General features: G+C 69.4%; 13 protein-coding genes. 2 read left to right on the top strand and 11 right to left on the bottom strand.

The window, feature by feature from the left end; genetic code table 11:
• Positions 1-4 precede the first annotated feature (4 nt).
• Positions 5-1,411, top strand: a complete 1,407-nt coding sequence (locus AC1RL8_RS08890) for an ELWxxDGT repeat protein (protein ID WP_492685073.1) — start codon at positions 5-7, stop codon at positions 1,409-1,411.
• Here AC1RL8_RS08890 and AC1RL8_RS08885 read toward each other — a convergent pair.
• From AC1RL8_RS08885 to AC1RL8_RS08845, 9 genes are all read right to left on the bottom strand, one after another.
• Positions 1,392-2,324 carry an alpha/beta fold hydrolase gene (locus AC1RL8_RS08885; protein WP_492685072.1) on the bottom strand — a complete coding sequence of 311 codons (933 nt, stop codon included), beginning with the start codon at positions 2,322-2,324 and terminating at the stop codon, positions 1,392-1,394. The two genes, AC1RL8_RS08890 and AC1RL8_RS08885, sit on opposite strands and share 20 nt — an antisense overlap.
• Positions 2,325-2,336: 12 nt before the next feature.
• The gene (pqqE, locus tag AC1RL8_RS08880) at positions 2,337-3,515 is read right to left on the bottom strand and encodes a pyrroloquinoline quinone biosynthesis protein PqqE (protein ID WP_492685071.1); all 1,179 of its coding nucleotides are present in this window, start codon (positions 3,513-3,515) and stop codon (positions 2,337-2,339) included.
• Positions 3,493-3,762, bottom strand: a complete 270-nt coding sequence (gene pqqD / locus AC1RL8_RS08875) for a pyrroloquinoline quinone biosynthesis peptide chaperone PqqD (protein ID WP_070059765.1) — start codon at positions 3,760-3,762, stop codon at positions 3,493-3,495. The genes pqqE and pqqD overlap by 23 nt, the downstream gene beginning before the upstream one ends.
• A complete protein-coding gene (gene pqqC / locus AC1RL8_RS08870; protein ID WP_492685070.1) occupies positions 3,759-4,496 on the bottom strand; it encodes a pyrroloquinoline-quinone synthase PqqC in 738 nt (245 codons plus the stop codon). Before pqqC ends, pqqD begins: the two co-directional genes overlap by 4 nt.
• 4 nt (positions 4,497-4,500) lie before the next feature.
• Positions 4,501-5,421, bottom strand: a complete 921-nt coding sequence (pqqB, locus tag AC1RL8_RS08865; protein WP_492685069.1) for a pyrroloquinoline quinone biosynthesis protein PqqB — start codon at positions 5,419-5,421, stop codon at positions 4,501-4,503.
• Between the two features lie 58 nt (positions 5,422-5,479).
• Positions 5,480-5,554, bottom strand: a complete 75-nt coding sequence (gene pqqA / locus AC1RL8_RS08860; RefSeq protein ID WP_013539171.1) for a pyrroloquinoline quinone precursor peptide PqqA — start codon at positions 5,552-5,554, stop codon at positions 5,480-5,482.
• Between the two features lie 36 nt (positions 5,555-5,590).
• Positions 5,591-7,816, bottom strand: coding sequence for an outer membrane protein assembly factor BamB family protein (locus AC1RL8_RS08855; RefSeq protein ID WP_492685068.1), 2,226 nt, complete (start codon positions 7,814-7,816; stop codon positions 5,591-5,593).
• A 91-nt stretch (positions 7,817-7,907) separates the two neighbouring features.
• Entirely contained in the window at positions 7,908-8,972 is a 1,065-nt protein-coding gene (locus AC1RL8_RS08850) for a ThuA domain-containing protein (protein WP_492685067.1), read from the bottom strand.
• Between the two features lie 155 nt (positions 8,973-9,127).
• Positions 9,128-10,135, bottom strand: a complete 1,008-nt coding sequence (locus AC1RL8_RS08845) for a TRAP transporter substrate-binding protein (RefSeq protein ID WP_082818330.1) — start codon at positions 10,133-10,135, stop codon at positions 9,128-9,130.
• Positions 10,136-10,276: 141 nt separating this feature from the next.
• Here AC1RL8_RS08845 and AC1RL8_RS08840 point away from each other — a divergent pair, with 141 nt between their 5' ends.
• Entirely contained in the window at positions 10,277-11,059 is a 783-nt protein-coding gene (locus tag AC1RL8_RS08840; RefSeq protein ID WP_062481672.1) for an IclR family transcriptional regulator, read from the top strand.
• A 16-nt stretch (positions 11,060-11,075) separates the two neighbouring features.
• On the opposite strand, the gene AC1RL8_RS08835 is transcribed toward AC1RL8_RS08840, so the two are convergent.
• Entirely contained in the window at positions 11,076-18,242 is a 7,167-nt protein-coding gene (locus tag AC1RL8_RS08835) for a prealbumin-like fold domain-containing protein (protein ID WP_493196459.1), read from the bottom strand.
• Between the two features lie 11 nt (positions 18,243-18,253).
• The gene (locus AC1RL8_RS08830; RefSeq protein ID WP_492685065.1) at positions 18,254-25,852 is read right to left on the bottom strand and encodes an OmpA family protein; all 7,599 of its coding nucleotides are present in this window, start codon (positions 25,850-25,852) and stop codon (positions 18,254-18,256) included.
• Positions 25,853-25,918: the final 66 nt, after the last annotated feature.

Below are 25,918 nucleotides of genomic sequence, written 5' to 3'. Positions count from 1 at the left end.
GCCGATGCGCGCCGTTTTCCTCACCGCGCTCGCCCTGCTCACCGCCCTGCCCGCCGCTGCACAAGACCCCGAACGCGAAGTGCTGCCCGAGCAGCGCCAGCGGCTGGCCTTCATCGCGCCCTCCGGCCTCGCGCCGCTGGGCAGCGGCAAGATGGTCTTCAGCGCCTTCCATGTCACGACGGGCCAGGAGCTGTGGGTCACCGACGGCAGCAATGCCGGCACCTCCCTGTTGAAAGACATCCGGCCGGGCTTCCGGGGGTCGTTCCCTGCCGGTCAGGTCGCGTTCAAGGGCCACGTCTACACCACGGCCACCGACGGCGCGAGCGGGCTCGAGATCTGGCGCACCGACGGCACCGCCGCCGGCACGACACAGGTGATCGACCTGCGCCCCGGCGAGGAAGGCGCGATGCCCAACGAGCTGACCGTGTTCCGCGACGCGCTCTACTTCGTGGCCGACGACGGCCAGACCGGCTTCCAGGTGTGGAAGACCACGGGCGACGCGAAGAGCACCACGCGCGTGTCCGCCATCGATGCCGGGCCGCGCGCCCTCACCCGCCAGCTCACCGTGGCCGGTCCGCGCCTGTTCTTCACCGCGACCACGCGCACGCACGGCCACGAGCTCTGGGTGACCGACGGCACGCCCGAGCACACGCGCCTCGTGAAGGACATCCGCCCGGGCCTCGAGGACGCGGGCATTCAGAACCTCACGGCCGTGGGCAACGACCTCTACTTCACCGCGCACGACGGCGAACACGGCACCGAACTGTGGAAGAGCGACGGCACCGCACACGGCACGCAGCTGGTGAAGGACCTGCGCCCGGGCGCCGCACCCTCGCGGCCGACGCACCTGGCGGTGCTGGGCCGCACGCTGTACTTCTCGGCCGACGACGGCGTGCACGGCATCGAGCTGTGGAAGACCGACGGCACCGCGAAGGGCACGACGCTGGTGAAGGACATCAGGCCCGGCCCGAGCGGCGCCGTGTCGAGCGCGATCGCCGTGATGGGCGGCAAGCTCTACTTCGCCGCGACCGACGGCGTGTCGGGTGCGGAGCTGTGGCGCAGCGACGGCACGGCGGCGGGCACGGTGCGCGTGAAGGACATCGCACCGGGCGCGGAGAACGGCTCACCCGCGCGCTTCGCCGTCATCGGGGCGCGCCTGTGGTTCGCGGCGAACGGCGGCGGTGGCCGGGGCGTCGAGCCGTGGATCAGCGACGGCACGCCGGCCGGCACGCGCGCCGTGGCCGACCTTGCCGCGGGCGAACGCCACGCCATGCCGCTGGGCTTTCGCGCGCTGAGCGACGCGGTGCTCTTCGTGGCCGACGATGGCCATGGCAACGACCGGCTGTGGTCCCACCACAAGGACGGCAAGGTGACGCTGATCGGCGATCCGCTCAAGGCGCGGCTGCGTTGAAGCCGAAGGCCTGCGCGGCCGCGTAGTCGCGCAAGGCCTGCTGCATGGCCGCGGCGATGGCCGGATGCGTCGGGTCGTGGCCCGCGCCCTGCGCCCACTGCAGCGGCGCGCCCAGCATCTGCGCCAGCGCCTGAGCGCCCTCGGGCGGACACAGCGCGTCCTGCGTGCCATGCACGATCAGTGTGGGAACAGCAGGCAATGCGGCGCAGCGTTGCAGCAGCGTGGGCGCATCGAGCCAGCAGCCGTGTCGCAGGTAGTGGCTCTGCACGCGGTAGCGCGCCACGAGCCGCGGCAGCATCACCTCGTCGATCGGCGACGCGGCGCCGCCGGTGGCGAAACGCTGTTCCCAATCGAACCAGTGGCGCGTCAGCTCGCACTGCCGCGCCCAGGTGCCGTGCGCGAAGACTTCGGCGATCGGCACCGTCACCGGGCATTGCCGGCGCCCGGCCTCGTCCCACAGTGCGCGCCATGCGGGGCCGTCGTGCTGCAGGGCCCCGGCGAAGAGCGCGTGGATGTCGCCCGGACGCGCGAGGAACACGTTGCGCAGCAGCAGGCCCGCGACGGCCTCCGGTGCGTCGAGCGCATGCATCAGCGCCAGCGTGGCGCCCCACGAGCCGCCCACCACCAGCCATCGATCGATGCGCAGGTGCGCGCGCAGCAGACGCAGGTCGGCCAGCAGATCGGCGAGCGTGTTGTGTTCGATCGATCCTGCAGGTGTGCTGAGGCCCGAACCGCGCTGATCGGGGCAGACGATGCGGTAGTGCGCCGGATCGAAGTCCCGGCGCAACAGCGGCGAGCAGCCCGAGCCCGGCCCACCATGCAGCACCACCACCGGCAGGCCCGCCGGATTGCCGTGCTCCTCGACGTGCATCACATGCCCGCCGTCCAGAGGCAGGCGATGGGTGATCGTCATCGGGGCGTGCTCTCAACCCAACGCGTTCGCGTCGGTGCGAAAGACGAGTTCGCCCGCACGCCGCGCGCCCGGAACGAAACGGATCGGCGTGCCAAGGTCGCGCGGATCACCCGCCGCCTTGACCATCGCCTCGACTTCGTCATGCCGCGGGCTCTTCGGGCACACCGGGTCCGTGGCCGCCGCGTCGCCGGTCAGCAGGAAGGCCTGGCAGCGACAGCCGCCATGGTCCTTCTCCTTGTCGTCGCAGCTCTGGCAGGTGCTGCTCATCCAGCCCGTGCCACGGTAGGCGCCGAAGGCCGGGCTCTCCTGCCAGATGCTGCGGATGCTGTGCTCGCGCACATTGGGAAAGTCGAGCCCGGGCAGCATGCGCGCGCTGTGGCACGGCAGCGCCACGCCGTCGGGCGCCACCACGAGGAACACGCTGCCCCACCCCGCCATGCAGGGCTTGGGCTTGCCCTCTGCGTAGTCGGGCACCACCCAGAGGATCTTCATGCGGCCGTCCAGGCGCGGGCGATGGGTTTCCACCACCGCTTCGGCCGTGGCCAGCATCTCGCGCGAGGGCATCAGCATCTCGCGGTTGCGCCAGGCCCAGCCGTAGTACTGCACGTTGGCGAGTTCGAGAAAGTCGGCCTCCATCGCCTCGGCCATCTCGATGATCCGCCCCACGTGCGGCAGGTTGTAGCGGTGCATCACGCAGTTCAGCACCATCGGGTAGCCGAGGTCCTTGATGGTGCGGGCCACGCGCTGCTTGAGGTCGAAGGTCTTCGTGGAGCTGAGGAAGTCGTTGAGCTCGCGGCTCGAATCCTGGAACGACAGCTGGATGTGGTCCAGCCCTGCCCGCTTCAACGTCTCTGCGCGCTGCGGCGTGAGGCCCACGCCCGAGGTGATCAGGTTGGTATAGAAGCCGAGCTCGTGCGCCGCCGCGACCAGCTCGGGCAGGTCGTCGCGCAGCAGCGGCTCGCCGCCCGAGAAGCCCAGCTGCACCGCCCCCATCGCGCGTGCCTCGCGGAACACGCGAATCCATTCGGCCGTGTCCAACTCCTCGCGGTAGCGCGTGTAGTCGACCGGGTTGGAGCAGAAGGCGCAGTGCAGCGGACAGCGGTAGGTCAGCTCGGCCAGCAGCCACAGCGGCGGCTTGGCGACCGCGCGGGGTGCGCGGGCTTGCGGCTCAGCGGATCCAGTGGCGTCCATGGGCCTGCTCCAGGAATTCGAGCACGTCGGCATGCAGATCGCTCTCGCCGAAGGTGCGCTCCAGGTCGGCCACGAGCGCGGCCACCGAGGTCTTGCCGTCGCAGCGCTGGAGGATCTCGGCCGCCGGCCCGTTGAGCTTGATCATGCCCTCGGGGAACAGCAGCACGTGGCACTGCTGTGCCTCTTCCCACTGCATGCGGTAGATCGAGGTGAGCGCCGGCTGGGCATCGTCGGTCCATGCGGTCATGGTTGCTGGTCTTTCGGAAGGTCGTCGGGATAAGCCTTCTCGATCGCGTCGAGCATGGCCCAGAGGATGTCGAGCTTGAAGCCCAGGATGTGCAGCGCGCGCTGCTGCCGCTCGCGCGTGGTGCACCACTGCATCGCCACTTCGAGGCCGTGCTCGACGTCGCGGTCGGCCAGCGGAATGCGGCTGCGAAAGTAGTCCAGGCCCGAGGTGTCGATCCACGGGTAGTGCGTGGGCCATCCCGCGAGCCGGTCCTTGTGGATGCGCGGTGCGAACATCTCGGTGAGCGACGAAATCACCGCCTCCTGCCACGGCGCCGTGCGCGCGAAGTTCACGTAGGCATCGACCGCGAAGCGCACGCCGGGCACGACGAGCGCGTGCGACTCGAGCACCTCGCGCGCCAGGCCGGTGGCGATGCCCAGGCGGGTCCAGATCTCGATGCCGCCCGCGTTGGCGCCTTCATGGTCGCCATGCCCGTCGTGGTCGAGCATGCGCACCACCCAGCGCCGGCGCGTGGCGCGGTCGTCGCAGTTGGACAGAACGGCGGCGTCCTTCACCGGGATGCGGCACTGGTAGTAGAAGCGGTTCGCCACCCAGCCGCGCACCTGGAAGGGCTGCAGCTCGCCCGCGTTGAGCCGGCGATTGAACGGGTGGTGGCTGTGGTAGCGCGACTCCATGGCGCGCAACCTCGCTTCGAACGCCTGCAGGGACCATGGGCCTTGTGTCTCTTGTGTCACGTGTTCAGATCTCCAGGGCCATGCCGTCGAACGCGACCTCGATGCCGCGGCGCACGAGCTGCGCACGCTGTGGTCCGTCTTCGTCCAGGATGGGGTTGCTGTTGTTGATGTGGATGAGCACCTTGCGTTTTGCAGCGCAGGCGTCGAGTGCTTTCAGCATGCCGGGGCCGTGCGGCCCGTCGCACTGCGGCAGGTGGCCCATGTCGGCCGCGTGCTTCTTGCCGAGCCCGGCCGCGACCATTTCGTCCTCGGTCCAGAAGGTGCCGTCGACGAGCACGCAGTCGCAGGCGTCGAGGCTGCGGCGCTCGGCCTCGCCGACCTGCGCCAGGCCCGGCGCGTAGAGCACGCGCTTGCCGGTGGTGGGGTCTTCGATGAGCACCGCGGCGTTCTCGCTGCGCGCCTCGGTCTGGCGGCGCGGCGAATACGGCGGCGCCTTGCCGGGCACCGGCACGGCCTGCAGCCGCAGCTCGGCGATGTCGTGCCAGGCACCGCCGCCGGGCTCGAGCGACAACGGGTGCCAGGTCACGCCGCAGTAGCTGTCGAGCGTGCGCAGCAGCGGCAGGCTGCCGGTGAGGTCGTCATGGGCCTCGGGCGTGCAGTACAGCTGCAGCCGCTGCCCTTCGCGCAGGCTCAGCAGGCCTGCGACGTGGTCGATTTGAGAGTCCATCAGCACCACCGCCTCGATCGGCGAATGGCGCAGTCCGTGGCGCGGCCACAGGGCCGGCGAGGCGCGCAGTTGCGCGCCGAGGTCGGGGGAGGCATTCAGCAGAATCCAGCGTTCGCCATCGGCCGACACGGCGATCGAACTCTGCGTGCGGGGCATGGCCCGCACCTGCCCGCTTCGCTGGCCGGCGCACAGGCGGCAATTGCAATTCCATTGAGGGAAGCCACCGCCCGCTCCCGAACCCAGCACCAGAATCTTCATGGGGGCCCAACAAAAAAACACGGCACCGGCGCAAGGCCGGTGCCGTGGGTCTGCGCGCTCAGCGAGCGGAGATGTACATCGTGATTTCGAAACCGAAACGCATTTCTTCGAACTCAGGCTTGCACCATTTCATCGCATTGCTCCTTCAGTGGTTGGGGTTGAGGACATATCAATAGACGACGATCTTTCCCGTCGGGCGCGGGCTATGGCAGTCGTTGTAAAAGTATTCGCCCGGCGTGTCAAAGGTGTGGGTCTGCGACTGGCCCGGGTTCAGCCTGAAATTGAACCGCCCTTCGAAGAACTGCGTGGCGCAGTGGGTGTTGGCGTTGGCTGCGGGGTTGGTGAAGGTCACGGCGGTGTTGACCGGCACGCGCATGAAGGTCGGCGTCATGGCATTGACGGCCGTCGATTCGGTCGCGCCCGGCTCGTTCGTCGGCGTTTGCACGCGCGCCAGGAACACGGTGTTCGGTGTCGGCAGTGCCGCGCCCTCCACCGCCTGGCCCGACACGGGCCGCCGCACCACGGGCGGTGTCGGCGTGGCGGCCGCGGTCACCGCGCCGCCGACCTTGAAGGCCCACAGCCGGTCGCCGCGCGGGGCCGAGTCGCCGTACGGAATGCTGGTGCCGCCCGAGAACACCGCGATGTACTGCTCGCCGTCGATCTCGTAGGAGACCGGGCTCGCGCTGATCGCCGCGCCGGTCTGGAAGCGCCACAGCTCGGTGCCGTCCTGCGCATCGAGCGCCAGCAGGTTGCCGTCGGGCTGCCCGATGAACAGCAGGTCGGAGGCCGTGCTCAGGATGCCGTTGCCGTGCGCCACCGAGTACGGCAGCGGCTTCTTCCACTTGACGAGGTTGGTGCTCGGGTCCACCGCCACGACCGCGCCGGTCATGTAGGTGCCCGGCGGACGCAGGCCGTTGCTCGACTCGCTGAGCGAGTGCGCTGCCGACACGTAGCCCATGCCCGTGTAGACCAGGCCCGTGCGCTGGCTGAAGGACTGGTGGTTCCAGTTGGCACCGCCGCCGTGGCCCGGGATGGACAGGATCGGCACATCCCAGTGCGCGTCGTACAGGCAGCCCTTCGTGTAGTTGGGCACCGCGCGGTTCGGGTCGCCCGGAATGGCCGTGCCCAGCGGCTGGTCGACGATGCAGGTCTCGGTCCAGGCGCCCTGGCGCGGCAGGGGCTGCGTGGGCCAGCTGGCCTGGCGAGCGTCCTGCTTCACGGGCACTTCGTCGATGCCCAGCGGCGCGCTGCCGTCCTTGCGATCGAGGATGTAGTACATGCCCGTCTTGCTGCCGTAGATGACGACCTTGCGGTCCTTGCCGTCGATCTTCACATCGGCGAGCACGGGCGACATCACGTTGTCCATGTCCCAGATGTCGTGGTGCACCGACTGGAAGTGCCACTTGTATTCGCCGCTCTTCAGGTCGAGCGCGACGATGGAGTTGGCGAACAGGTTCTGGCCCGGGCGCGAGGAGCCGTCCTGCGACGAGCCGCCGCGCACGTTGCCGAAGGTCCAGTACACCAGGCCCAGCTCGGGATCGACCGCGGGATGGATCCACGGCGTGGCGCCGGTACGTGCCGTGTCGGGGGCGCCGCCCCAGGTGTCGTAGCCCAGCTCGCCCGCGCGGGGCACGCCCCAGAAGGTGGTCAGTACCTTGCCGGTGAGTGCGTCGGCAGAGAACGCGGCGCCGCGGTTGCCATCGTTGGTGCCCAGGTACAGGCGCTTGTCGTGGTAGACCAGCGCGACCTTCTGCAGCGCGCCCTTGTAGTCGGGGTCGGTGCTGCTGGTCGGGTACTGCTTGATCCACTCGACGGCGCCGGTGTCGGTGCGCAGCGCCACGAGGCGATTGCCGGTGGCCACGGTGAACACCAGGCCCAGGTCCTTGGCGACGGCCACGCCGCGGCGGGTGATGCTGCCGTAGGGCGTGGTCCACTTCCACTTCGTCACGCCGGTCTTGCCGTCCACCGCGACCACGTTGCCCACTGCGGACTCGATGTAGAGCACGCCGTCGACGACGACGGTGGTGCTCTGGTTGTTGCCGGTGGTCATGCCGCCTTCGATCTGGTTGACCCAGGCGCCGCCCAGTTGCGTGACGAGGCCCTTGTTGATCTTGCGCAGGCTCGAATAGTTCTGGTTGCCCAGGTTGCCGCCGACCTTCGGAAAGTCCTTGTCGCCGGCGGTGCAGCAGTCCGACAGGTCGGCCGCGGGTGCGGCGGCGGACGGTGGCGATGCGGGCGGCGGCGTGCCGGCAGACGGCGGCGGCGCGGGGGCCGGCACGACGGGCAGCACGGGCGTGCCGCCACCGCCGCTGGAGCCGCCGCAGGCGGTGATCAGCAACGGCGATGCAAGCACGCCGCACGAGATCAGCAGCGTGACCAATGATTTTTTCTTCATGGATGTCTCTACTCGGTGAACGTTGGAACAGGGATGTTCGAAACGACCGGTGGCGCGCACACGGCGCCGCACCGGCCCCGGGAGGTCGTGGTTATTCAGTGGTGCAGAAAGGCGTCAGGCCCATCGCCGACTTCACGCCTTGCACGACGAGCTTCTGGAACTCGATGGCGCCCACGCCTGACAGGTCGGCGGTGAACGAGTGCGCGTTGTGCCCGAGGGTCGTGAGCCATGCGCGACCGCCGTCGTAGTACTGGCACCAGGCGACCGGATGGAAGTCGGCGTGACCGGGATGCGGCGCGGAGGTGAGCGGCTTCAGCGTCGAGGTGTCGACCTTGGCCAGGAACTTCACCTTCGTCGGGAAGGGCATCAGGTTGTACCACTCGTCCTGGAACGAGAAGCGCTTGGGCACGTCCTTCGTCGAAGGGTCGTCCGAGACGATCTCGACATCGCCCGCGCGGTTCGGTCCGTGGTTGTAGAAGTTCGCGTTGCCCAGCAGGCCTTCGTAGTAGGGCCAGTTGTATTCGGCGCCGAAGGCGTTGTGCAGGCCGACGAAGCCGCCGCCGCGGCGCATGTAGTTGCGCAGCGCGGTGCGCGCGGCGTCCTGGCTGGTGCTCACGGCGCCGTTCCACAAGGTGTCGCGGTTCGAGCTCGCGAAGATGATCGCCTTGTAGTTGTTGATGCGGCTGCCCAGCACGGCCACGTCCTCGGTCCAGTCGACCGTGATGCCCTCGGCCGACAGCATGCGCACGAGGCCTGCCTGCATCACGTTGTCGGTGTTCATCGTCGGGTTCAGGCCGGCCGCCATCGGCGTGCCGAGCACGGCATGGCGCGGGCCGGCGGTGCGCGAGTAGATCAGCACGCGGTCGGGCGTGCTGGCGAACGCGCCCCAGTCGTTGTAGCACTTGGGGTTGGTGCCGCGGCAGACGTTGTAGTACTCGTCGAAGCTGTCGTCGACCTCGGCCACTGGGTCGGTGGGCGTTGCCGGCACTTCGTCGGTCGGCGCGGGCGGCGGTGCCGATGCAGCGGGCGCAGGCGCCACGGGCAGGAACGGCAAGGCCGCGCCGCCGCCGCCGTCGCCTCCACCGCAGGCAGTCAATGCCAGCGCGAGCGCGGCGGCCGATGCAAGTCCGAAGGGAAAGGATCTGGAATGTTTCAACGAAGTCTCCTCTTGGTGGTCAATGGCGGAATCGGACGGGCGCACGCGCCCAGCACGTGTCGCTGCGCCGCGGTTGGCGGCAGGCGCAGACGTGGGAGTGACGGAAATTGCCGGCGGGAACGAAGAAAGAATTCGTCGCCAGCCGTGAGGGCGCGCTACTTGCGGATGCGCACGAGCTCGTCGTTGTAGAGCTTGACGATGGCGGGGTCGTACTGGGCGGCGAACTTGTCGACGACAGGCTTGGCGATGTCGCGCATGCGCTTTTGTTCAGCTGGTGAGAGTTCGTTGAACTGCGCGCCCTTGGCCTGCAGGTCGCCCACGGCCTTCTGCGCGGCGGCGCGGCTGACCTGGCGCTGGTAGCCGCGTGCCTCGTTGGCCGCGTCGTTCATCATCTTCTGCTCGGCCGGCGTGAGCGAGTCCCAGAACTTCTTGCTCACCAGCACGATGTTGGCGGCGTACACGTGGTTGGTGGCGCTGACGAACTTCTGCACTTCGTAGAACTTGTTCGACAGGATCACCGCATAGGGGTTCTCCTGGCCATCGACTGCCTTGGCCTCGAGGGCGCCGTACAGCTCGGCAAAGGGCATCGGCACCGGGTTGGCCTTGAAGGCCTTGAAGGTTTCGAGGAACACGGGGTTGGGGATCACGCGGATCTTCAAGCCTTCGAGGTCTTCAGGCTTGGCGATGGGGCGCTTGCTGTTCGTCACGTTGCGAAAGCCCAGGTCCCAGTAGCCCAGGGCGACGAGGCCCTTCTCGGGGAGCTTGGCGATCAGGGCCTGGCCCAACGGGCCGTCGAGCAGCGCATCGGCCTGCGCGAAGTTGTTCACCGAGAACGGGAAGTCGACGAGGCCGAACTCCTTGACGATGCCCGCCAGCGACGTGGTGGCCGGTGCCGACATCTGCTGCACACCGCCTTGCAGGGCCGACTGCTGCTGCATCTCGTTGCCCAGCTGGGAGGCGGGGAACTCCTGGACCTTCATCTTGCCGCCGCTCTTGGCCGACAGGAGTTCGGCAAAGCGCTTGACGCCGAAGCTCACGGGGTGGTCGGCGTTGTTCAGGTGGCCGAAGCGGATCACGCGCTCCTGCTGCGCTTGCGCAACAGCAGGAACGACCAGGGCGAGGGCAAGGCCGGCGGTGGCCAGCGAGCGGTAAAGCGTTCTCAAAGTTGTTCTCCAGCGTGCGATGTGAGCGGTCCATGCCGGGGCGCGTCACACGCGCTCCGACTCCTGGCGGCGCGATCTTATCGATTTAGTGGAAAATCTTTCTACTAGTGAAAACACTTGGCAAAATGCTAGAGTCGTCTCATGACAGCCATACTCGAACGCAGCTTCAAGGTGCTCGAACACCTCTCCGGCCACCCCGAGGGCCGTGCGCTTTCCGCGCTTTCTGCCGAGCTGGAAATGCCGTTGAGCGCCACCCACCGCCTGCTGAGCGAACTGGTGCGCTACGGCTATGTGCGGCAGGACCAGAGCCATGGCGACTACATGCTGACCATCAAGCTGGTGTCGCTGGGCCTGAGCTTCTTGAGCAACAGCGGCATCGTCGACGTGGCACAGCCGCTGCTCGACCGACTCGCGGTCGCGTCGGGCGAGCTGGTGCGGCTGGCGGTGGTCGACGGCGACGAGCTCACCTTCGTCGCGAAGGCGCAAGGCGCCACGCGCGGGCTGCGCTACGACCCGGACATGGGCCTGTCGGTGAACCTCTCATGCAGCTCCGCAGGCCACGCGTGGCTGTCGACCATGACGGACGAGCAGGCGCTGCAGCTCGTCGCGAAGCAGGGCTTCGGCCAGCCGGAAGACTTCGGCCCGAAAGCACCGACCACCGTGAAGGCGCTGCTCGTGTTCCTGCGCGCCACGCGCAAGCGCGGCTTCTCGATGATCAACGAGGTGTTCGCCCCCGCGATGACTGCCATGGCCGCGCCGGTGCGCGGTGCGCACGGCGGCGTGATCGGCGTCATCACCATCGCGGGGCCGCTGGTGCGGCTCACGGAAGAACGCATGCTCGCGCTGGGCCCGCAGCTGCTGGCCGCGGCGGACGACGTGGCGCGGGCCAGCGGCGCGTCCGCACTGTTCAAGCGCCGGGCCTGAAGGCCCTGCCAGGTCTTCAGTCCACCTTCACCTGGAACAGCACGAAGCCCGTGCCGCCCGGCTCGACCGTGCCCGTGAAGCGCCAGTCGATCGCGCCCGTGCCCCCGGCGGGTTGAACGGTGGTGCAGGCCACCGCGCCCGCGGGCGGCGCGTTCGCCGGCGTGGTCTTGACACAGCCCGTGAGCGACGCCGGCGTGGTGCCGGTGGTCGCGCTCACGAAGGTGGTGTAGCCCGGCGTCATGTCGTTCACGACCATGCTGCGGATCGGTGCGTCGCCGTTGTTCGTGTACGTGATGCGGTACTCCAGCGTCTCGCCCGACTTGGCCTGGTTGTTCACGCCGAAGGTGCCGCTTTGCGTGATGTTGCGCACTTCCTTCTTCAGCTCCAGCGCCACGCCCGACACGGTCGTGAGGTCGTCCAGCGTGAAGCTGCCGCTGAGCGACGGGCTCGCGTTGGTGTAGGTGAAGTCGGCGCGGATCGTTGCCTTGTTGTTCGAGCCCAGCGGTGCCGTGGCGGGAATGAACTCCTGCACGATCACGCAGACCTTGCCCGCGAAGGCCACGGGCGTGGCCGCCGCGCTCGGCGGGTACAGCTGCGCCGCGCCGGGCTGCAGGCTGCCGGTGCAACCTACATCCGCGAAGACCTTCGTCGTCCAGCCGGTGATGGCGGGCGTGGCCGTCTCGCTCGCCACGCTGAAGCGCACCTGCCCGGCCGTGCCGGCCGTGAAGGTGTGGGCGTAGGTCACGGTGCTGCCCGGCAGGCCGGTCTTGGCGCCGTCGGTCGCGAAGGCGCTGTTGTCGACGTCGCCGAAGTTCAGGTTGGCGTGGCCTGTTCCGTTCCAGCTGAAGGCGATGCGGTCGGGCGTGCCGGTGCGCGTGTAGGTGTAGGTGCCACCGGCCGCGGCCACGGCCGAGCCCGAGGGCAGCGCGACGTTGCCCACCGAGGCGCCGGTCGACACGCGCGTGCCGGGGTTGGTTTCTTCCACGCACATCGCCGAGCCCGTGGCCGTGCCGGCCGGCACACTCAGGCTGTAGGCACCCGAGGCGTCCGTCAGCGCACTCGCGTACACGGCGGCGCCGCAGTTGGTCAGACGCACGCTCACGCCCGACAGCGGGCCTTCGCCGCCGTTGACGATGCCGTCGTTGGCCGTGCCGCCGCCCACGCCGTTGTCCAGGAACACACGGCCGCTCACGATCGCCGCGAGCGTGTTGGTGAAGGTACAGACCACCGCCGTGCCGTTCGTCAGCCCGGCCGCGGGCAGCGTGACGGTGCCCGCCACCAGGTCGACGGCTGCCGTCGCCCCGCCCGCCAGGCCCGTGCAGGTCGCGCCCGAGAACGCGAAGCCGCCGGGCATCGAGGCCGCGACTTCGGTCAGCACCGTCTGCGTGTTGGCCGTGGTGAGCGTCTTGATCGTGCCCACCACCGTCGAGCCCGACACCGAGACGTTGATGCTGTCCGAGCCGAAGCCGTTGGTGCCGCTGAACGCGAAGGTGCCCGTGCCGCCCAGCGCCTGCTTGCGGATCTGCACCGTCGGCAGGCGGTTGTTGCTGTAGGTACAGACGATGGCCTTGCCGGCATCGCCCGCGCCGATCACCAGCGTGTTGCTGGCCTGGCCGTTGGTGCCGCTCAGGGCATTGGCCGTGGCGCCGCCGTCGGCGGTACATGACAGCACGGTCGTGTAGTTGGCCAGCGTGCCGGTGGGCATCGTTTCCGCGGGGAAGGTGATGGTGTTGCCCACGGCCGCCACCACGGCCGCGCCGCTGTTGCCGGCCGTGGGCGCGGTCGCGGTGAACGCGGCCGTGTTGTTGGTCGCGCCCGTGGTCGCGCCGATGCTGGCGACGTTGCCCGCTTCGCTGTTCGCGCCCCAGGCCTTGCGCACCTGCAGGGTGACCGTCTTCTTCGCGTTGGTATACGTACAGACGATGGCCTTGCCGGCGTCGGCCGCGGCAATCGCCAGCGTGTTGCTCGCCTGGCCGTTGGTGCCGCTCAGCGGGTTGGTGGTGGCGCCGCCGTCGGCGGTACAGGCGAGCACCGTGCTGTAGTTCGCGAGCGAGCCCGTGGTCATCGTCTCGGCCGGCAGCGTGAGCGTGCCGCCGACGACCCTCGACACCGCCGCGCCGCTGTTGCCGGCGGTGGGTGCGGTCGCGGTGAACGCCGACGTGTTGCTGCTGCCGCCCGTGGTCGCGCCGATGCTGGCCACGTCGCCGCTCGTGCTGTCCGCGCTCCAGGCCTTGCGCAGCTGCACGGTCACTGTCTTGGGCGTGTTGGTGTAGGTACAGACGATGGCCTTGCCGGCGTCGCCCGCGCCGACCAGCAGCGTGTTGCTGTTCTGCCCGTTGGTGCCGCTCAGCGCGTTGGCCGTGGCACCGCCGCCGGCCGTACAGGCCAGCACCGTGGTGTAGTTGGCGAGCGTGCCCGGCGCCATCGTCTCGGCCGGCAGCGTGATCGTGTTGCCGGCCTGCACGGTCACGGCCGTGCCGCTGTTGGCGCCCGTGGGCGCCGTCGCGGTGAAGGCCGTGGTGTTGCTCGATCCGCCCGCGCTCGCGCCGATGCTCGCCACGTTGCCGGCGATGCTGTTCGCACCCCAGGCCTTGGCGATCTGCAGCGTGGCCGTCTTCGGCGTGTTGGTGTAGGTACAGACGATGGCCTTGCCCGCGTCGCCCGCGCCGACCACCAGCGTGTTGCTGTTCTGTCCGTTGGTGCCGCTCAGCGTGTTGGCCGTGGCGCCGGCATCGGCGGTACACGACAGCACGGTGGTGTAGTTCGCCAGCGTGCCCGTGGTCATCGTCTCGGCCGGGAAGGTGAGCGTGTCGCCCGCGGCCACCGACACCGCGGTGCCACTGGTGCCCGCCGTCGGCGCCGTCGCCGTGAACGCGGCGGTGTTGCTCGCGCCGCCCGTGGTCGCGCCGATGCTCGCCACGTTGCCCGTGGTGCTGCCGGCGCTCCAGGCCTTGGCCAGTTGCAGCGTCGCGGTCCTGCGCGTGTTGGTGTAGGCGCAGTTCACCGCGCTGTCCGACGGCATGGTGAAGGTGCGGCTCAGGCCGCTGCCGCTCACCGTCACCGCGCTGCCGTCCGACACCTTGGTACAGGCCAGCGCCGTGGTGTAGTTGGCGGCGTTGCCGGTGGTGAAGGCTTCGGCCAGCGTCACCGTGGCGCCGCTGGCCACGGTGGCCGTGGCGTTGGTGGTGGTGGCCGGCGCGGTGGACGTGCCGGCGGTCGCGCCCGTCACTTCGGCGGCGCTGCCGCTGACCGTCAGGTTGACCTTGTCGCCGGCGATGGCGCCGCTCCAGCTCTTGGACAAGGTCACCGCCGCCGTCTTGCGCGTGTTGGCGTAGGTACAGACGATGGCCGTGTCGGCCGCGCCCACCGTCAGCGTGTTGCCCGACAGCCCGCTGGTGCCGGTGCAGCTCAGCGCGCTGGTGTAGTTGGCGGCGCTGCCGGTGGTGAAGCTCTCGGCCAGCGTGATGACGCTGCCCACGGGCACGGCCTGTGCGGTGCCGGTGTCGGTCTCGGCGGCCGTGTTGGCCACCGAGGCCAGCGTGGTGAGGCCCGTGCCGGTGACGCTCACGGCGTCGTTGACGATCGCGCCCGACCAGGTCTTGGCCAGCGTGACGGTCGCCGTCTTCGCGGTGTTGGTGATCTCGCAAATGATCGGCAGGCCCGCATCGGCGTTGCCCAGGGTCAGCAGGTTGCCGCTGAGCGAACCGCCGCCGGTGCAGCTCCAGGCGCTGGCGGTGTACGAGCCGGCGTTGGTGCCGAAGGGCGTCTCCGACAGCGTCACGGTGTCGCCCACCGCCACGCGCTGCGCGCCGCCGGTGTCGGTCTCGTTGGGTGTGTTGGCCGTGGCCTGCAGGTTGAAGGCGTAGCCGATGTTGTGGTTCGGGTGCACCGTGCCCGAGGCGGTCAGCGTGAAGGCGTCGTTGACCAGCGCGTTGACCCACTTCTTGCGCAGCTGCACCGTCGGCGCCTTGGCGTTGGTGACGGTACAGACGATGTTCGATCCCGCCACCGTCGCCGCGGCGTTCAGCGTGAACTGGTTCGTGTTCTGCGCGGTCCCGCGCGTCACCGTGCCGCCGCTGCCCATGCCCGTGCAGCTGACGTCGGTGATCACGTAGTCGGGCACGCCCGTGGCCGGCGTGTAGGTTTCGGTGAAGGTGGTCGCCGTGCCCGTCGCGGTCAGTGTCTGCAGCGGCCCGTTGACGGCCGTGCCGGCCACGGTGGTGGTGATGGTGTGCGCCGCCACGCCATTGGTGCCCGTGAAGTCGAAGCCGGCCACGCCGCCGAGCGAACGCTTGGCGAGGGTCAGGGTCGCGGGCTTGCCGGTGTTGGTGTAGGTACAGACGATGGCCTTGCCCGCGTCGGTCGCACCGATCAGCAGCGTGTTGCTGTTCTGCCCGTTGGTGCCACTCAGCGCGTTGGCCGTGGCGCCGCCCCCTGCCGTACACGACAGCACCGTGTTGTAGCTCGCGAGCGAGCCCGTGGGCATCGTCTCGGCGGGCAGCGTGATGGTGTTGCCCGCGACCACGTTCACCGTGCTGCTGTTGCCCGCCGCGGGCGCGGTCGCCGTGAACGCCGTGGTGTTGCTCGCGCCGCCCGTGCTCGCGCCGATGCTCGCGACGTTGCCGCTGATGGCGCCGGCGCCCCAGGACTTGGTCAGTTGCAGCGTGGCCGTCTTCGGCGTGTTGGTGTAGGTACAGAGGATCGCCTTGCCCGCATCGGCCGGGCCGATCAGCAAGGTGTTCGTGACCTGCCCGTTGGTGCCGCTCAGCGCGTTGGCCGTGGCGCCGCCGCTGGCCGTACAGGCCAGCACGGTGTTGTAGTTCGCCAGCGTCCCCGTGGGCATCGTTTCCGCGGGGAAGGTGATGGTGTTGCCGGCGACCACGGTCACGGCCGCGCCGCTGTTGGCGCCCGTCGGCGCCGTCGCCGTGAAGGCGGCGGTGTTGTTCGCGCCGCCCGTGCTCGCGCCCAGGCTCGCCACGTTGCCGGCGATGCTGTTCGCGCCCCAGGCCTTGCTGATCTGCAGCGTCGCCGTCTTCGGCGTGTTGGTGTAGGTACAGACGATGGCCTTGCCCGCGTCGCCCGCGCCGACCAGCAGCGTGTTGCTGTTCTGTCCGTTGGTGCCACTGAGCGCATTGGCCGTGGCACCGCCACCGGCCGTACACGCCAGCACGGTGTTGTAGTTCGCCAGCGTGCCCGGCGACATCGTCTCGGCCGGCAGCGTGATCGTGTTGCCCGTGGCCACGGTCACGGCGGTGCCGCTGGTCGCGCCCGTGGGGGCCGTGGCCGTGAAGGCCGTGGTGTTGTTGGTGCCGCCCGTGGAGGCGGGAATGCTCGCCACGTTGCCCGTGAGGCTGTTGGCGCCCCACGACTTGACCAGCTGCAGCGTGGAGGTCTTCGGCGTGTTGGTGTAGGTACAGACGATGGCCTTGCCCGCATCGCCCGCGCCGATCTGCAGCGTGTTGGTCGCCTGCCCGTTGGTGCCGCTCAGGCTGTTGGCCGTCGCGCCGCCACCGGCGGTACACGACAGCACGGTCGTGTAGTTCGGCAGCACGCCGCCGTTCATGGTTTCCGCGGGGAAGGTGATCGTGTTGCCGGCCGCCACGGTCACGGTCGCGCTGGTGTTGGCCGTCGGCGCCGTCGACGAGAACGCCACGGTGTTGGCCGCGCCGCCCGTGGTGGCGCCGATGTTCGCCACGTTGCCCGTCACGCTGATGGGGTTCCACGACTTGGCCAGCTGCAGGGTCGCGGTCTTGCGCGTGTTGGTGTAGGTACAGACGATGTCCTTGCCGATGTCGCCGAGGGCGATCGTCAGCGTGTTCGACACCTGTCCGTTGGTGCCGCTCAACGTGCTGGCCATCGTGCCGCTATTCACGGTGCATGACAGCACGGTGTTGTAGTTCGCCAGCGTGCCGGTGGTCAGTGTTTCAGCGGGCAGCGTGATGACGTTGCCGATGTTCACGCCCACGACGGAGCTGGAGGCGGCAGTGGACGCCGTCGAGGTGAAGGCCGAGGTGTTGCTGGCACCGAAGAAGTTGGTACCACCCGTGGAGGCGCCAATGCTCGCCACGTCGCCGGTGTTGCTGCCGGCCGACCAGGCCTTCGCGAGCTGCAGCCTGACCACGTTGAACTGGATGACGACGAGGCCGTTGCCGCCGGTGGAGCCGGTCAGCGAAGCGCGCGCGCCGCCCACGCCGACGCCGCCCTGGTAGAGCGTGTTGCCCTGGTTGGCCGGGTTGGAAGCCGCCGAGTAGCTGCCGTCGGCCCCCGCGGTGATCACGCCGCCGGTCACGCCCGTGCCGATGAAGCCCGAGCCGCCGCCGCCCGGTCCGTTGTAGGAACAGCCGACCGAGACGGGATTGGGCGTGTTGCTGCACTGGGCCATGCCGCCGCCGCCGCCGAACCAGCCGCCGCCGCCGCCGCCACCGCCCTCGTACTGGAGGGGGGTGCCACCGACCGCCGAGCACCCGGTGCCGCCCTGCAAGGCGCTGCCGTCAGTGCCAGCCGGACAGGTGGCCGCGACGGTCCCCGCACTCGGGGTGCCGCGCGCACCACCGGCGGCCTGGGTGCCGCCTCGTCCGCCCGTGCCGGTGGACGAGCCCCCGTTGGCGCCACCGCCGCCGCCCGGCACCGGGCTGCCGACGTCGGTCCAGAACGCGCTGCCGCCGCCGCCTGCGATCAGCCGTGCGGCGGCGGCCGAAAACTCCGTGCCGCCGTTCCACAGCGCACTCATGCCGCCGCCCGACGAACCGGCAACGCCCGCGTTCGCGCCATTGCCGCCGCCGCCCCCGCGGCCGTAGGTCGCGCCGGTGCCCCCGTTCTGCCCGCCCTGCCCCACCGTCACCGCCATGGCGGTGCCGGGCGTGACCGACACGGTGCCGTCGGCGAAGCCGCCGGCGCCCCCGTTGGCCGAGTTGCCGCCGGCCGCCGTGGAGCCGCCGCCGCCGGCGCCCCACATCGTGACGCGCACCGACGACACGCCCGCAGGCACCGTGAAGGTCTGCGCCGAGCCCGAATGGGTGAAGGTCACGCAGCTGTTGTAGCCCGACTGCGGCGTGCACGCAGCGGTTGCAGCCTGCGCACCCGGCATGGCAAACAGCCACAAGGCCGTCGCGGCAAGCAGGCCCTTCAGCACCCCGCCGAGCCGCACCATCCCGCCCGCTTCGTTTCTCGTTCTGCTTTGCATCATGGTCTCGTTCAGCGGGTTTCTTGCGCGGCCGCGGCGATCACGACCCAGCGGCTCTTGGCGCCGCTGTCATCGCCTGCGACAGGCTGCGTGTCTTCTTTGGTGTCGGTACGCAGGCGCAGCACATCCACGCCGCGCCCGATCAGGTAGCTGCGCACCGCGTTGGTCCGCTGCGCGACCAGCTGCATGCGGTCGTCGGCGCTGCCTTGCGCATCGGCATGGCTGATGTGGATCACCACCTGCGCCTCGGTCGCCTTGATCTGCGCGGCCAGCGTGTTCAGCGTGTCGTGCGCCTGCGGCTTGATGAAGGACTTGGCGGGCTCGAACAGCGCCTCGGCCTGCAGCACCGTGCGCATCGGCAGCGGCGCCACGTCCGGCGCATCCGCAGCCACCTTCTCGGCCTTCGCAGCCTTGGCCGTGTTCGTCTCCCCCGTCGAAGCAAACCCCAGGTGCGTCTCATCGAACTTGAAGCGCAGCCGCACATAGGCACCCTTGCTCGTGTACTCGTTGGCCGTCAGATCGCGGTCGTTCAACCCTACGAAGTTGTAGCCCGCCGACACCCACATGTTCTTCTGCACCTGGTAGCCCACCTCGACGCCGAAGGTCTTCTGCAGCGCGCCACCCTTGCCGTACAGCAGGCCGGCCTGCACGCCGAAGTCCCAGTCCTGGTTGATGTCCTGCGTGTAGCGCGCCTGCACCAGGTGCGCCCAGTACTTGCTGGCCAGCGTGCCGTCGTCGGCGCGGCTGAGCTTGAAGGCGTAGCGCGCCATCACCGCCTTGCCCGGCTCGGGGTTGTAGTTGACGTGCGCCGAGACGATGTCCGCGCTGGTCTTGCCCGGCAGGCTGGCACCGTTGTCGGCGCCAAAGACGCTGCTGCCCTGCAGCGCGCCGGCCGCATTGCCCGCACCCACCACGCGCTCGGAGCGGCGCTCGTAGCGTGCCAGCGCGTTCCAGGTGTCGTCGTCCACCGGCCGGTACGCAATGCCGATCTGGTGGCGCTGCAGGTGACGCTCGTTGCCCGCGTTGGCGCCCTGGCCTTCGCTGTCGCTCACGATGCTGCGCGCCAGCAGGCTCCAGGACGGATCGAGCTTGAAGCCGAAGCCGGCGCTGAACAGGCGCGTGTTCGCATCATCACCCCGGCGCGCTTCATACACGCCCGAGGCCTTGATCCGGTCGGTGATGTATTCGATGCCGCTGGTGATCGCGGTCGATTCGCCCAGCCCACCGGCATAACCCGTGCCGGTGTTCTTGCTGTTGCTGTAGCCGCTCATGTCGCGCGTGTGCTCGATGCCCCCGGTCACGCGGATCTGCTCGTTGACCTTGAAGGTGTTGCGCACCCCGATGGCCGCCTGCACGCCGCGCCCTTCGGCGCCGTCGGCGATGCGGTACTCGTTGTACACGCGACCGCCTTCCATGTAGTTGCTCTCGATGCCGACGATGCCGGTGTTGTTGCGCTGCGTGCTGTCCAGCTCGTAGGGGCCGTTGAGCGTGGAGATCAGCTCGTAGCGGCCGTACACGCGCGTCTTGTCGGTGATGGCGTAGTTGCCGCCGACGGCCAGCACGTGGCGCTTGCCGTCCTTCAGGTCCTGCTCGCCTTCCACGAACACCTGCGCGCCGGCCACGCCGGGCACCTCGGTCGACAGGCGCCCGCGCACGGTCGTCTGGCTCTGCGTGTCCACGCCGGCTGCGGCGGCGGCTGCGCCCAGCGTGGTCACGCTGTTGGCGCCGATGCTGCTGCCCATCTGGCCGTTGTAGGTGGAGATCTGGCCGTAGTCGAAGCCCGAGCTCGAACCCAGCGCGTTGTTGCTCTGGCCGTGGCGCAGGCCCACTTCGGCGACGGTCTTGTCGCTGAGCTTCTTCTGCACGCTCACCGTGGCGCCCTTGCGCTCGTCGACCTGGGCCGCGTCCTTGCTGTAGAGCACCTCGCCGCGCACGGCCAGGGTCGGGTCGACGCGGTACTCGGCGCGCGCCGAGGCTTCGGTGTGGCCGGCCGAGAAGCTCGCGCCGGGGTTGTCGAAGCCCTTGCTGGTCTTGGCCGCCAGGGCCACCACGGCCAGCTTCTCGTCCTGGTAGCGCGCTTCCACGCGCGCGCCGTGGCCGTTGCCCTTGTCGTCGGAGTCGGTCTTGACCAGCTCGGCCGCCACGCTGGTGTTCTGGCCGATGCGCGCCACGCCGGTGAGCGCCTGCAGGTTGCGCTTGTTCTGCGGGTTCTGGTCGGTGGAAGCCACCACGCCCAGCTGCAGGTTCTCGCTGACCTTGACCTGCACGTCGGTGCCGGCCACGGTGAACTTGGGGCCGCCCGAGTCCACTTCGTAGGTCACGCGGATCGACTGCGGGTTCAGGTTCGCGTCGATGGAGGCGATGGCGTGCGTGAACAGGATGCGGCGCGTGAGCGGCTCCACCGTGTAGTCCACGAAGCGCGCCACGGCCGTGCGCTGCAGCACGATGTTGGGCTGGTTGCGGTCGCGCACCACGATCTCGATCTGTTCGCTGTTGTCCACGAACTCGCCGTTGCTGGCGCTCAGGTAGTACGGGCCCGAGGTGCCCAGCGCGCGGAACTCTTCCACCTGCTGGGTCTGCGCGGTGCGCGAGACATAGCTGGTGGCGCGCACGTTCTCGTCCTCGTACACGTGCTTCAGGCCCGTGAGCGAACGGTTGCTCTGGCTCAGGTTGCGCACCTCGGTGCTGCTGGCGGTGGTGAAGTCGCCGTACAGCAGGTAGGAGCGGTTCTTGTCGATGCGCACGTAGAGCTTTTGCGTGCTCTGGGCGTCGAAGCCCTTGACCGCGGAGTCGCCGTAGATCGGATAGAACTCGTCGGGGCGGATGTCGCGGAACAGGCGGTCCTTGCGCGTCTTGTCGGAGTCGTAGGCGGCCGTGAGCAGGTACTCGCCCTTGACGGTGCCCTTGAAGAAGAAGGCGGCGCGACCGCTGGCGCGGCTGTTGGTGCCTTCGTCCTTCAGGCCGGTCAACTCTGCTTCGAAGGCGGCGCCTGCAGGCATGGCGCCGATCGGCAGCTTGCCGCGCTTGGTGAAGTCGAGCACGCCTTCGACGATGCCCACGCCGATCATGGGGCGCATCTCGGGCAGCAGCGCCAGGCGCACTTCCTTGACGAAGGTGCCGGCGCTCACGCGCAGGCGCGCATCGCCGGGCTCGCCCGGAGGCATCAGCTGGAACTCTGCGGCGCCGCCGTCCATGAAGACCTGCGTGCCCGGCTCGGTGGGGTTCAGGTCTTCGGCCAGCCAGCGGCCGCGGTCGGTCTCCAGCGTGAGTTGCGTGCGGGCGGTCACGGGCACACCGGCCGCGTCGATCAGGCGCACCTTGACGACGACGGGCGTGCGCAGGTCGGCGCGCGCCACTTCGGGCAGGTCGACCTCGATGGCGCCGAGCTTGTCGGGGGCGACGACGGTGATCTCGTCGGCACTGCCGCGCACGTTGCCGAAGCCGTCCACGGCCTCGAGCTTGAGGGTGTTGGTGCCGGGGCGCAGGGCCACGCCGATGTATTCCCAGGCGGCGATGTTCTTGGAGGCCAGCTGGGTCTTCTTGCCCACGCGGCGCTCTTCCAATGCACTGCCGTTGACGCTCAGGCGCAGGCTGGTGCCGGCCGTGCCCTTGACGCGCACGTTGATCGACTGGCCGGCGACGGTGTCGCGGTCCTTCAGGCCGATGAAGCCCAGCGTGTTGTTCTCCAGCTGGGGCAGCAGGGTCTCGAGTTCGATGGGACTCGGCGTTGGCTGAGGCAGCAGCGGGTTGGCGCGCGGCTCGAGCATCGCGCCGCCGGTGCCGATGGGGCGCATGGCCTGCGCGCCGACACCGGTGGCCGAGCCGCTGGTGGTCGAGGACGGCAGGCCCGAGGTGGGCACGCCGTTCAGCGGCGAGAACAGACTGCCGGTGGGGATCGCGGGCTGCACGCCCAGCGTGCCGCCCATGCTGCCGCCACCGCCGCTGACGAAGCTGCTGGCGTTGGCCGGCGCCACGGGCAGCGCGATCAGCGGTGCCGAGGTGGGCTGCACGGCGCCCGTGCTGCCGCTGGCCAGGGCCTGGCCGGTGGCGGGCAGGCCGCGCACGTCGCCCACGGGCACGACCTTGCCTTCGGGGTCCAGGCGCAGGCGCACCTGCGCTTCGGCCTCGGTGTCGGGACGCGCGGCGATGGCGGCGCGGCGTGCGGCCACGTCGGCAATGACACTCTTCTCATCGCAGTTCGTGATGATGAAGTTGGCCTTGTGGAACTCGCCCTTCTTCAGATCGACGAAGCGGCTCTCGGGCGTGCCCGAGTTGCGGTTGTCGAGCACTTCGAGCTTGGCGCCCAGCGGCAGCGTGGTCTGGTCCAGGCGCAGCACGTGGGTCACGGGCTTGAGGCCGTACAGGCTCCACTTGCCTTCGATGTCGGTGACGACGTGGGTGCCGTCTTCCATGTACAGGCGCACGCCGGGCACACCGATCTCGTCGGCACCCTCTTGGCGACCGTCACGTTGGCCGTCGCGCTTGCAATCGAGGTACACCTTGCCGAAGGCGAAGGCGTCGTCGGAGAACACACCGCCCGTCACACGCACGGTCCAGTTCGCCAGGTTCGACTGGATCGGGCCCGAGGTGGCGCGTGCGCGGTTGATGGCGTCGCCGTTGGTGGGCGCGCCCACGCCGATGCGCACGCGGTAGCGCACCATGGCCGACTGGTCGGGTGCCACCACCAGCGTGGGGTAGTTGAAGATCAGGCCCGGGCCGGCGCCGCCGGCGGGGTTGGGCACCACTTGCCCGTTCAGGCGCACGCTGTTGGCCACGTACGCGAAGCCCGGGGGCAGCGTGTCGTTGAAGGTGACGCCGGTGACGGGGAAGCCGGTCTTGTTGGTGACGGTGAGCGCGTAGTCGATGAAGTCGCCGAACTCGACCTGGCGCTTGCTGCCGTCCTTGCGCAGCACCAGGCCCAGGATGTTGCCCGGGTCGAGCGGGATGTGGTTGTGCACGGCGTCGCACGGCGTGCCGTCTGGCTTGGCGCCGGCCTGCACCTGGAAGTAGTAGCTGGTCGGGTCCGCGTCCTTCGGGGGCACGGCGCTGGGCACGACGGCGCCGCAGCTGGTGAAGGAGCCACCGGTCACGGGGATCAGTTGCGAGGGGTAGACGTAGCCGCTGCCTGCGGGCGGCGTGACCGACAGCGCGTAGGTGCACAGGCCCGTCACGGGCGGCGTCTGCAGGTAGAACTGGTAGGCGCCGTCGGCGCCCGTGGTCATCGAGATGCTGCCGTTGGGGTTGAGCGTGTAGGTGCCCGAGTCGGCGCCGTAGATCTCGGCCGCGGTGATGGGGCCGGCCGTGCCGCTGCTGCAGGACTGGCGCGTGTAGGTGACCAGCGCGCCGGCCACAGGTTGACGGGTCAGTGCGTTGTAGACCGTGCCTTGCGGATCGACCAGCAGTGCCTGCACCGAGGTGGCGGTGGCCGCCAGCAGCATCGTGGGCGTGACGTTGACGGTGTTCTGCTCGAAGGCGGCGGCCCAGGCCTTGTTGGTGAGCGACACGCGCCCGCCGATGGCGGCAGGCTTCTCGGTGATGCGCACGCTCAGGCGGATCTGTTCGCTCTGGCCCGGGGCCAGCGCGCGGGCGCCGTCGGTCAGGCTCAGCGCCACTTCGGTGGGCAGCTGGAAGGGGTCGGCGCTGTCCTGCGTGGTGCGGTTGCAGGTGGCGCGGCCGGTGAAGCCGGTGGCGGCGTTGAGGTTGCCGTTGGCGGCTTTGGGCGGGCCCAGCAGTTCCCACGAAGCGACCTGCCCGCTCGACTTGTCCATGTCGAAGGTGCAGTTCAGGTTGTCGATCACGCGCACGTTGGGCGCGGCGACGGCGCCGGTGTTGGTGACCTTGAAGGTGTAGTCCAGCTCGTAGACGCCGGGCGACACGCGCCGCGCCATGGAGGCCTGCTTGGTCAGCGTGAGCGTGGGCAGCTGGGTCGACACCGGCGTGGGCGAGGTGTCGTTGTTGGGGTTGCCGTCGCCGTCGGCGTCGGGGTTGTCGCCGTTGACGGAGTCGTCCAGGGCCACCGCCGGGCCGCCGGCATTGAGGGCACCCGAGGCCTTGACGGTGTTCAGCAAGGTGCCGGTGCGACCGGTGAAGTTGATGCGGGCATCGAACTGCACCGTCAGTTGCGCGCCCACGGGCAGCACGGCGCCATCGGCCAGCAGGTTCGAGGCGGCGGCGGTGCCCTTGAAGGCGGGGTTGGGGGCGGCGACGGTGCCGCCGCTGGGTGCGGGCGCGATCACGATCGAGCCGGGCACGATGGTGTACTGGTTGGCGCCGGGCACGGCGGCTGCCGTGTAGGTGCCGAACTGCGTGGCGCCCGCGCCTTCCATCACGTCGGCGGCCTGCACGCCGTACAGCCATGACGTGCCGTAGTTGCGCACGTTGACGCTGAAACGCACGGTGGCGGTGCCGTCGGTCTTGCCGTCGGCGTTGCGGTTCACGCGCGGGGTGGAGGCCGCCTTGGCCACGCCGATGCGCGCCTGGGTGGAGCTGATGACGATGGTGTTCGAGGGCACGGTGGCCGGGCCCGTGCCGTCGTTGTAAGTGCTGTGCGCGGTGTTGCGGATCTCGCCCACCTGGTCGGCGTTGACCTTGACGGCGAACTGCATCGCGATGGACACGTTGCGCGCCACGGGCGTGGAGATGCCGATGGCCACTTCGACGGCCGAGGCGTCTTCGGCGGTGCGGTAGCTGAACGCAGGATCGTTGGCCAGGCGGTACAGCTTGACGGCGTTGGCGGCGGTGGTGCGCAAGGTGCCGGGCACGTACTGGGTGCCGGCGGGCACGGGGTCGCGCACGAGGACCAATGCGCTGGGCGCGCCGTTCACGAGCAGCGGCGTGTTGGTGGGCGCGATGACGTTGGAGGGCTGCGCGTCCTGCGCGCCGATGTTGGTGCCCGAGACGGAGAAGTCGATGCGCGTCTGGCCGGGGATGACGTTGCCGGGGTAGCTGGCCGACTTGACCAGCTGCAGCGCGGCGGCGTTGCCGACGGTGACGGTGTCGCGGTTGATCGCGGTGAGGCCTTGCAGTGCGGTGGTGGCGGTCAGGCCCACGCAGGCCACGCCCGTGGCAGCCGTGGGGATCGTGCCCTGCACCAGCAGTGCGGCGGTCTCGCCGGGCTTGAGCGCGAGGGCGCCCGCGGTGTTGAGCTGCACCACCGGATCGGCCGCATCGACCACGCCGTTGTTGTTGCTGTCGCGCACGACGCGAAGCGCCGACAGATCGAGCGTGTCGGCCGCGCAACCGCCGGCGTTGTTGGCCAGCGCCAGCGTGTAGGTGGAGGCGACGTTGCCGGTGTTGGTGAGCAGGTGGCTCAGCGTGACGATGCTCGCGGGCGGGCGCGACAGCGACTGGTCCTGCGTGAGCACCAGCGCTTCCACCGGCAGCACCGTGGCGATCACTTCGTTGGACGAGATGGTCTCGGTCTGCGCCAGACCGTTGGGCACGTAGGTGCCCGTGGCGATGCTGCGGATCACGATGCCGGCCGGGGCCGGTGCGGCGTTCGCTTCCTGCACGGCACCACCCAGCAGCAGCGCCGCGCCAGCGGCGAGCGCGGCAGCCCATCCGCGCCACGATGGCCGGTGTGTGCTCCTGGGATTGAAAGTGAACAGCATGCCGCGAACCCTTGATCGATCACCGCGTGGGGATCAGAAGAAACGAAAGAACTTTTTCGTTTGCGC

The organism is Variovorax sp. GW822-FHT04E09, from assembly GCF_058800845.1.
This window is presented reverse-complemented; position numbering and strand designations above follow the sequence as displayed.

Excerpts from the sequence above, each read along its gene's own strand:
- pqqE (WP_492685071.1), bottom strand. The coding sequence starts at position 3,515 with ATGGACGCCACTGGATCCGCTGAGCCGCAAGCCCGCGCACCCCGCGCG.
- AC1RL8_RS08855 (WP_492685068.1), bottom strand. The coding sequence starts at position 7,816 with ATGAAGAAAAAATCATTGGTCACGCTGCTGATCTCGTGCGGCGTGCTT.
- pqqB (WP_492685069.1), bottom strand. The coding sequence starts at position 5,421 with ATGAAGATTCTGGTGCTGGGTTCGGGAGCGGGCGGTGGCTTCCCTCAA.
- AC1RL8_RS08885 (WP_492685072.1), bottom strand. The coding sequence starts at position 2,324 with ATGACGATCACCCATCGCCTGCCTCTGGACGGCGGGCATGTGATGCAC.
- AC1RL8_RS08840 (WP_062481672.1), top strand. The coding sequence starts at position 10,277 with ATGACAGCCATACTCGAACGCAGCTTCAAGGTGCTCGAACACCTCTCC.
- pqqD (WP_070059765.1), bottom strand. The coding sequence starts at position 3,762 with ATGACCGCATGGACCGACGATGCCCAGCCGGCGCTCACCTCGATCTAC.
- AC1RL8_RS08830 (WP_492685065.1), bottom strand. The coding sequence starts at position 25,852 with ATGCTGTTCACTTTCAATCCCAGGAGCACACACCGGCCATCGTGGCGC.
- AC1RL8_RS08835 (WP_493196459.1), bottom strand. The coding sequence starts at position 18,242 with ATGCAAAGCAGAACGAGAAACGAAGCGGGCGGGATGGTGCGGCTCGGC.
- AC1RL8_RS08890 (WP_492685073.1), top strand. The coding sequence starts at position 5 with ATGCGCGCCGTTTTCCTCACCGCGCTCGCCCTGCTCACCGCCCTGCCC.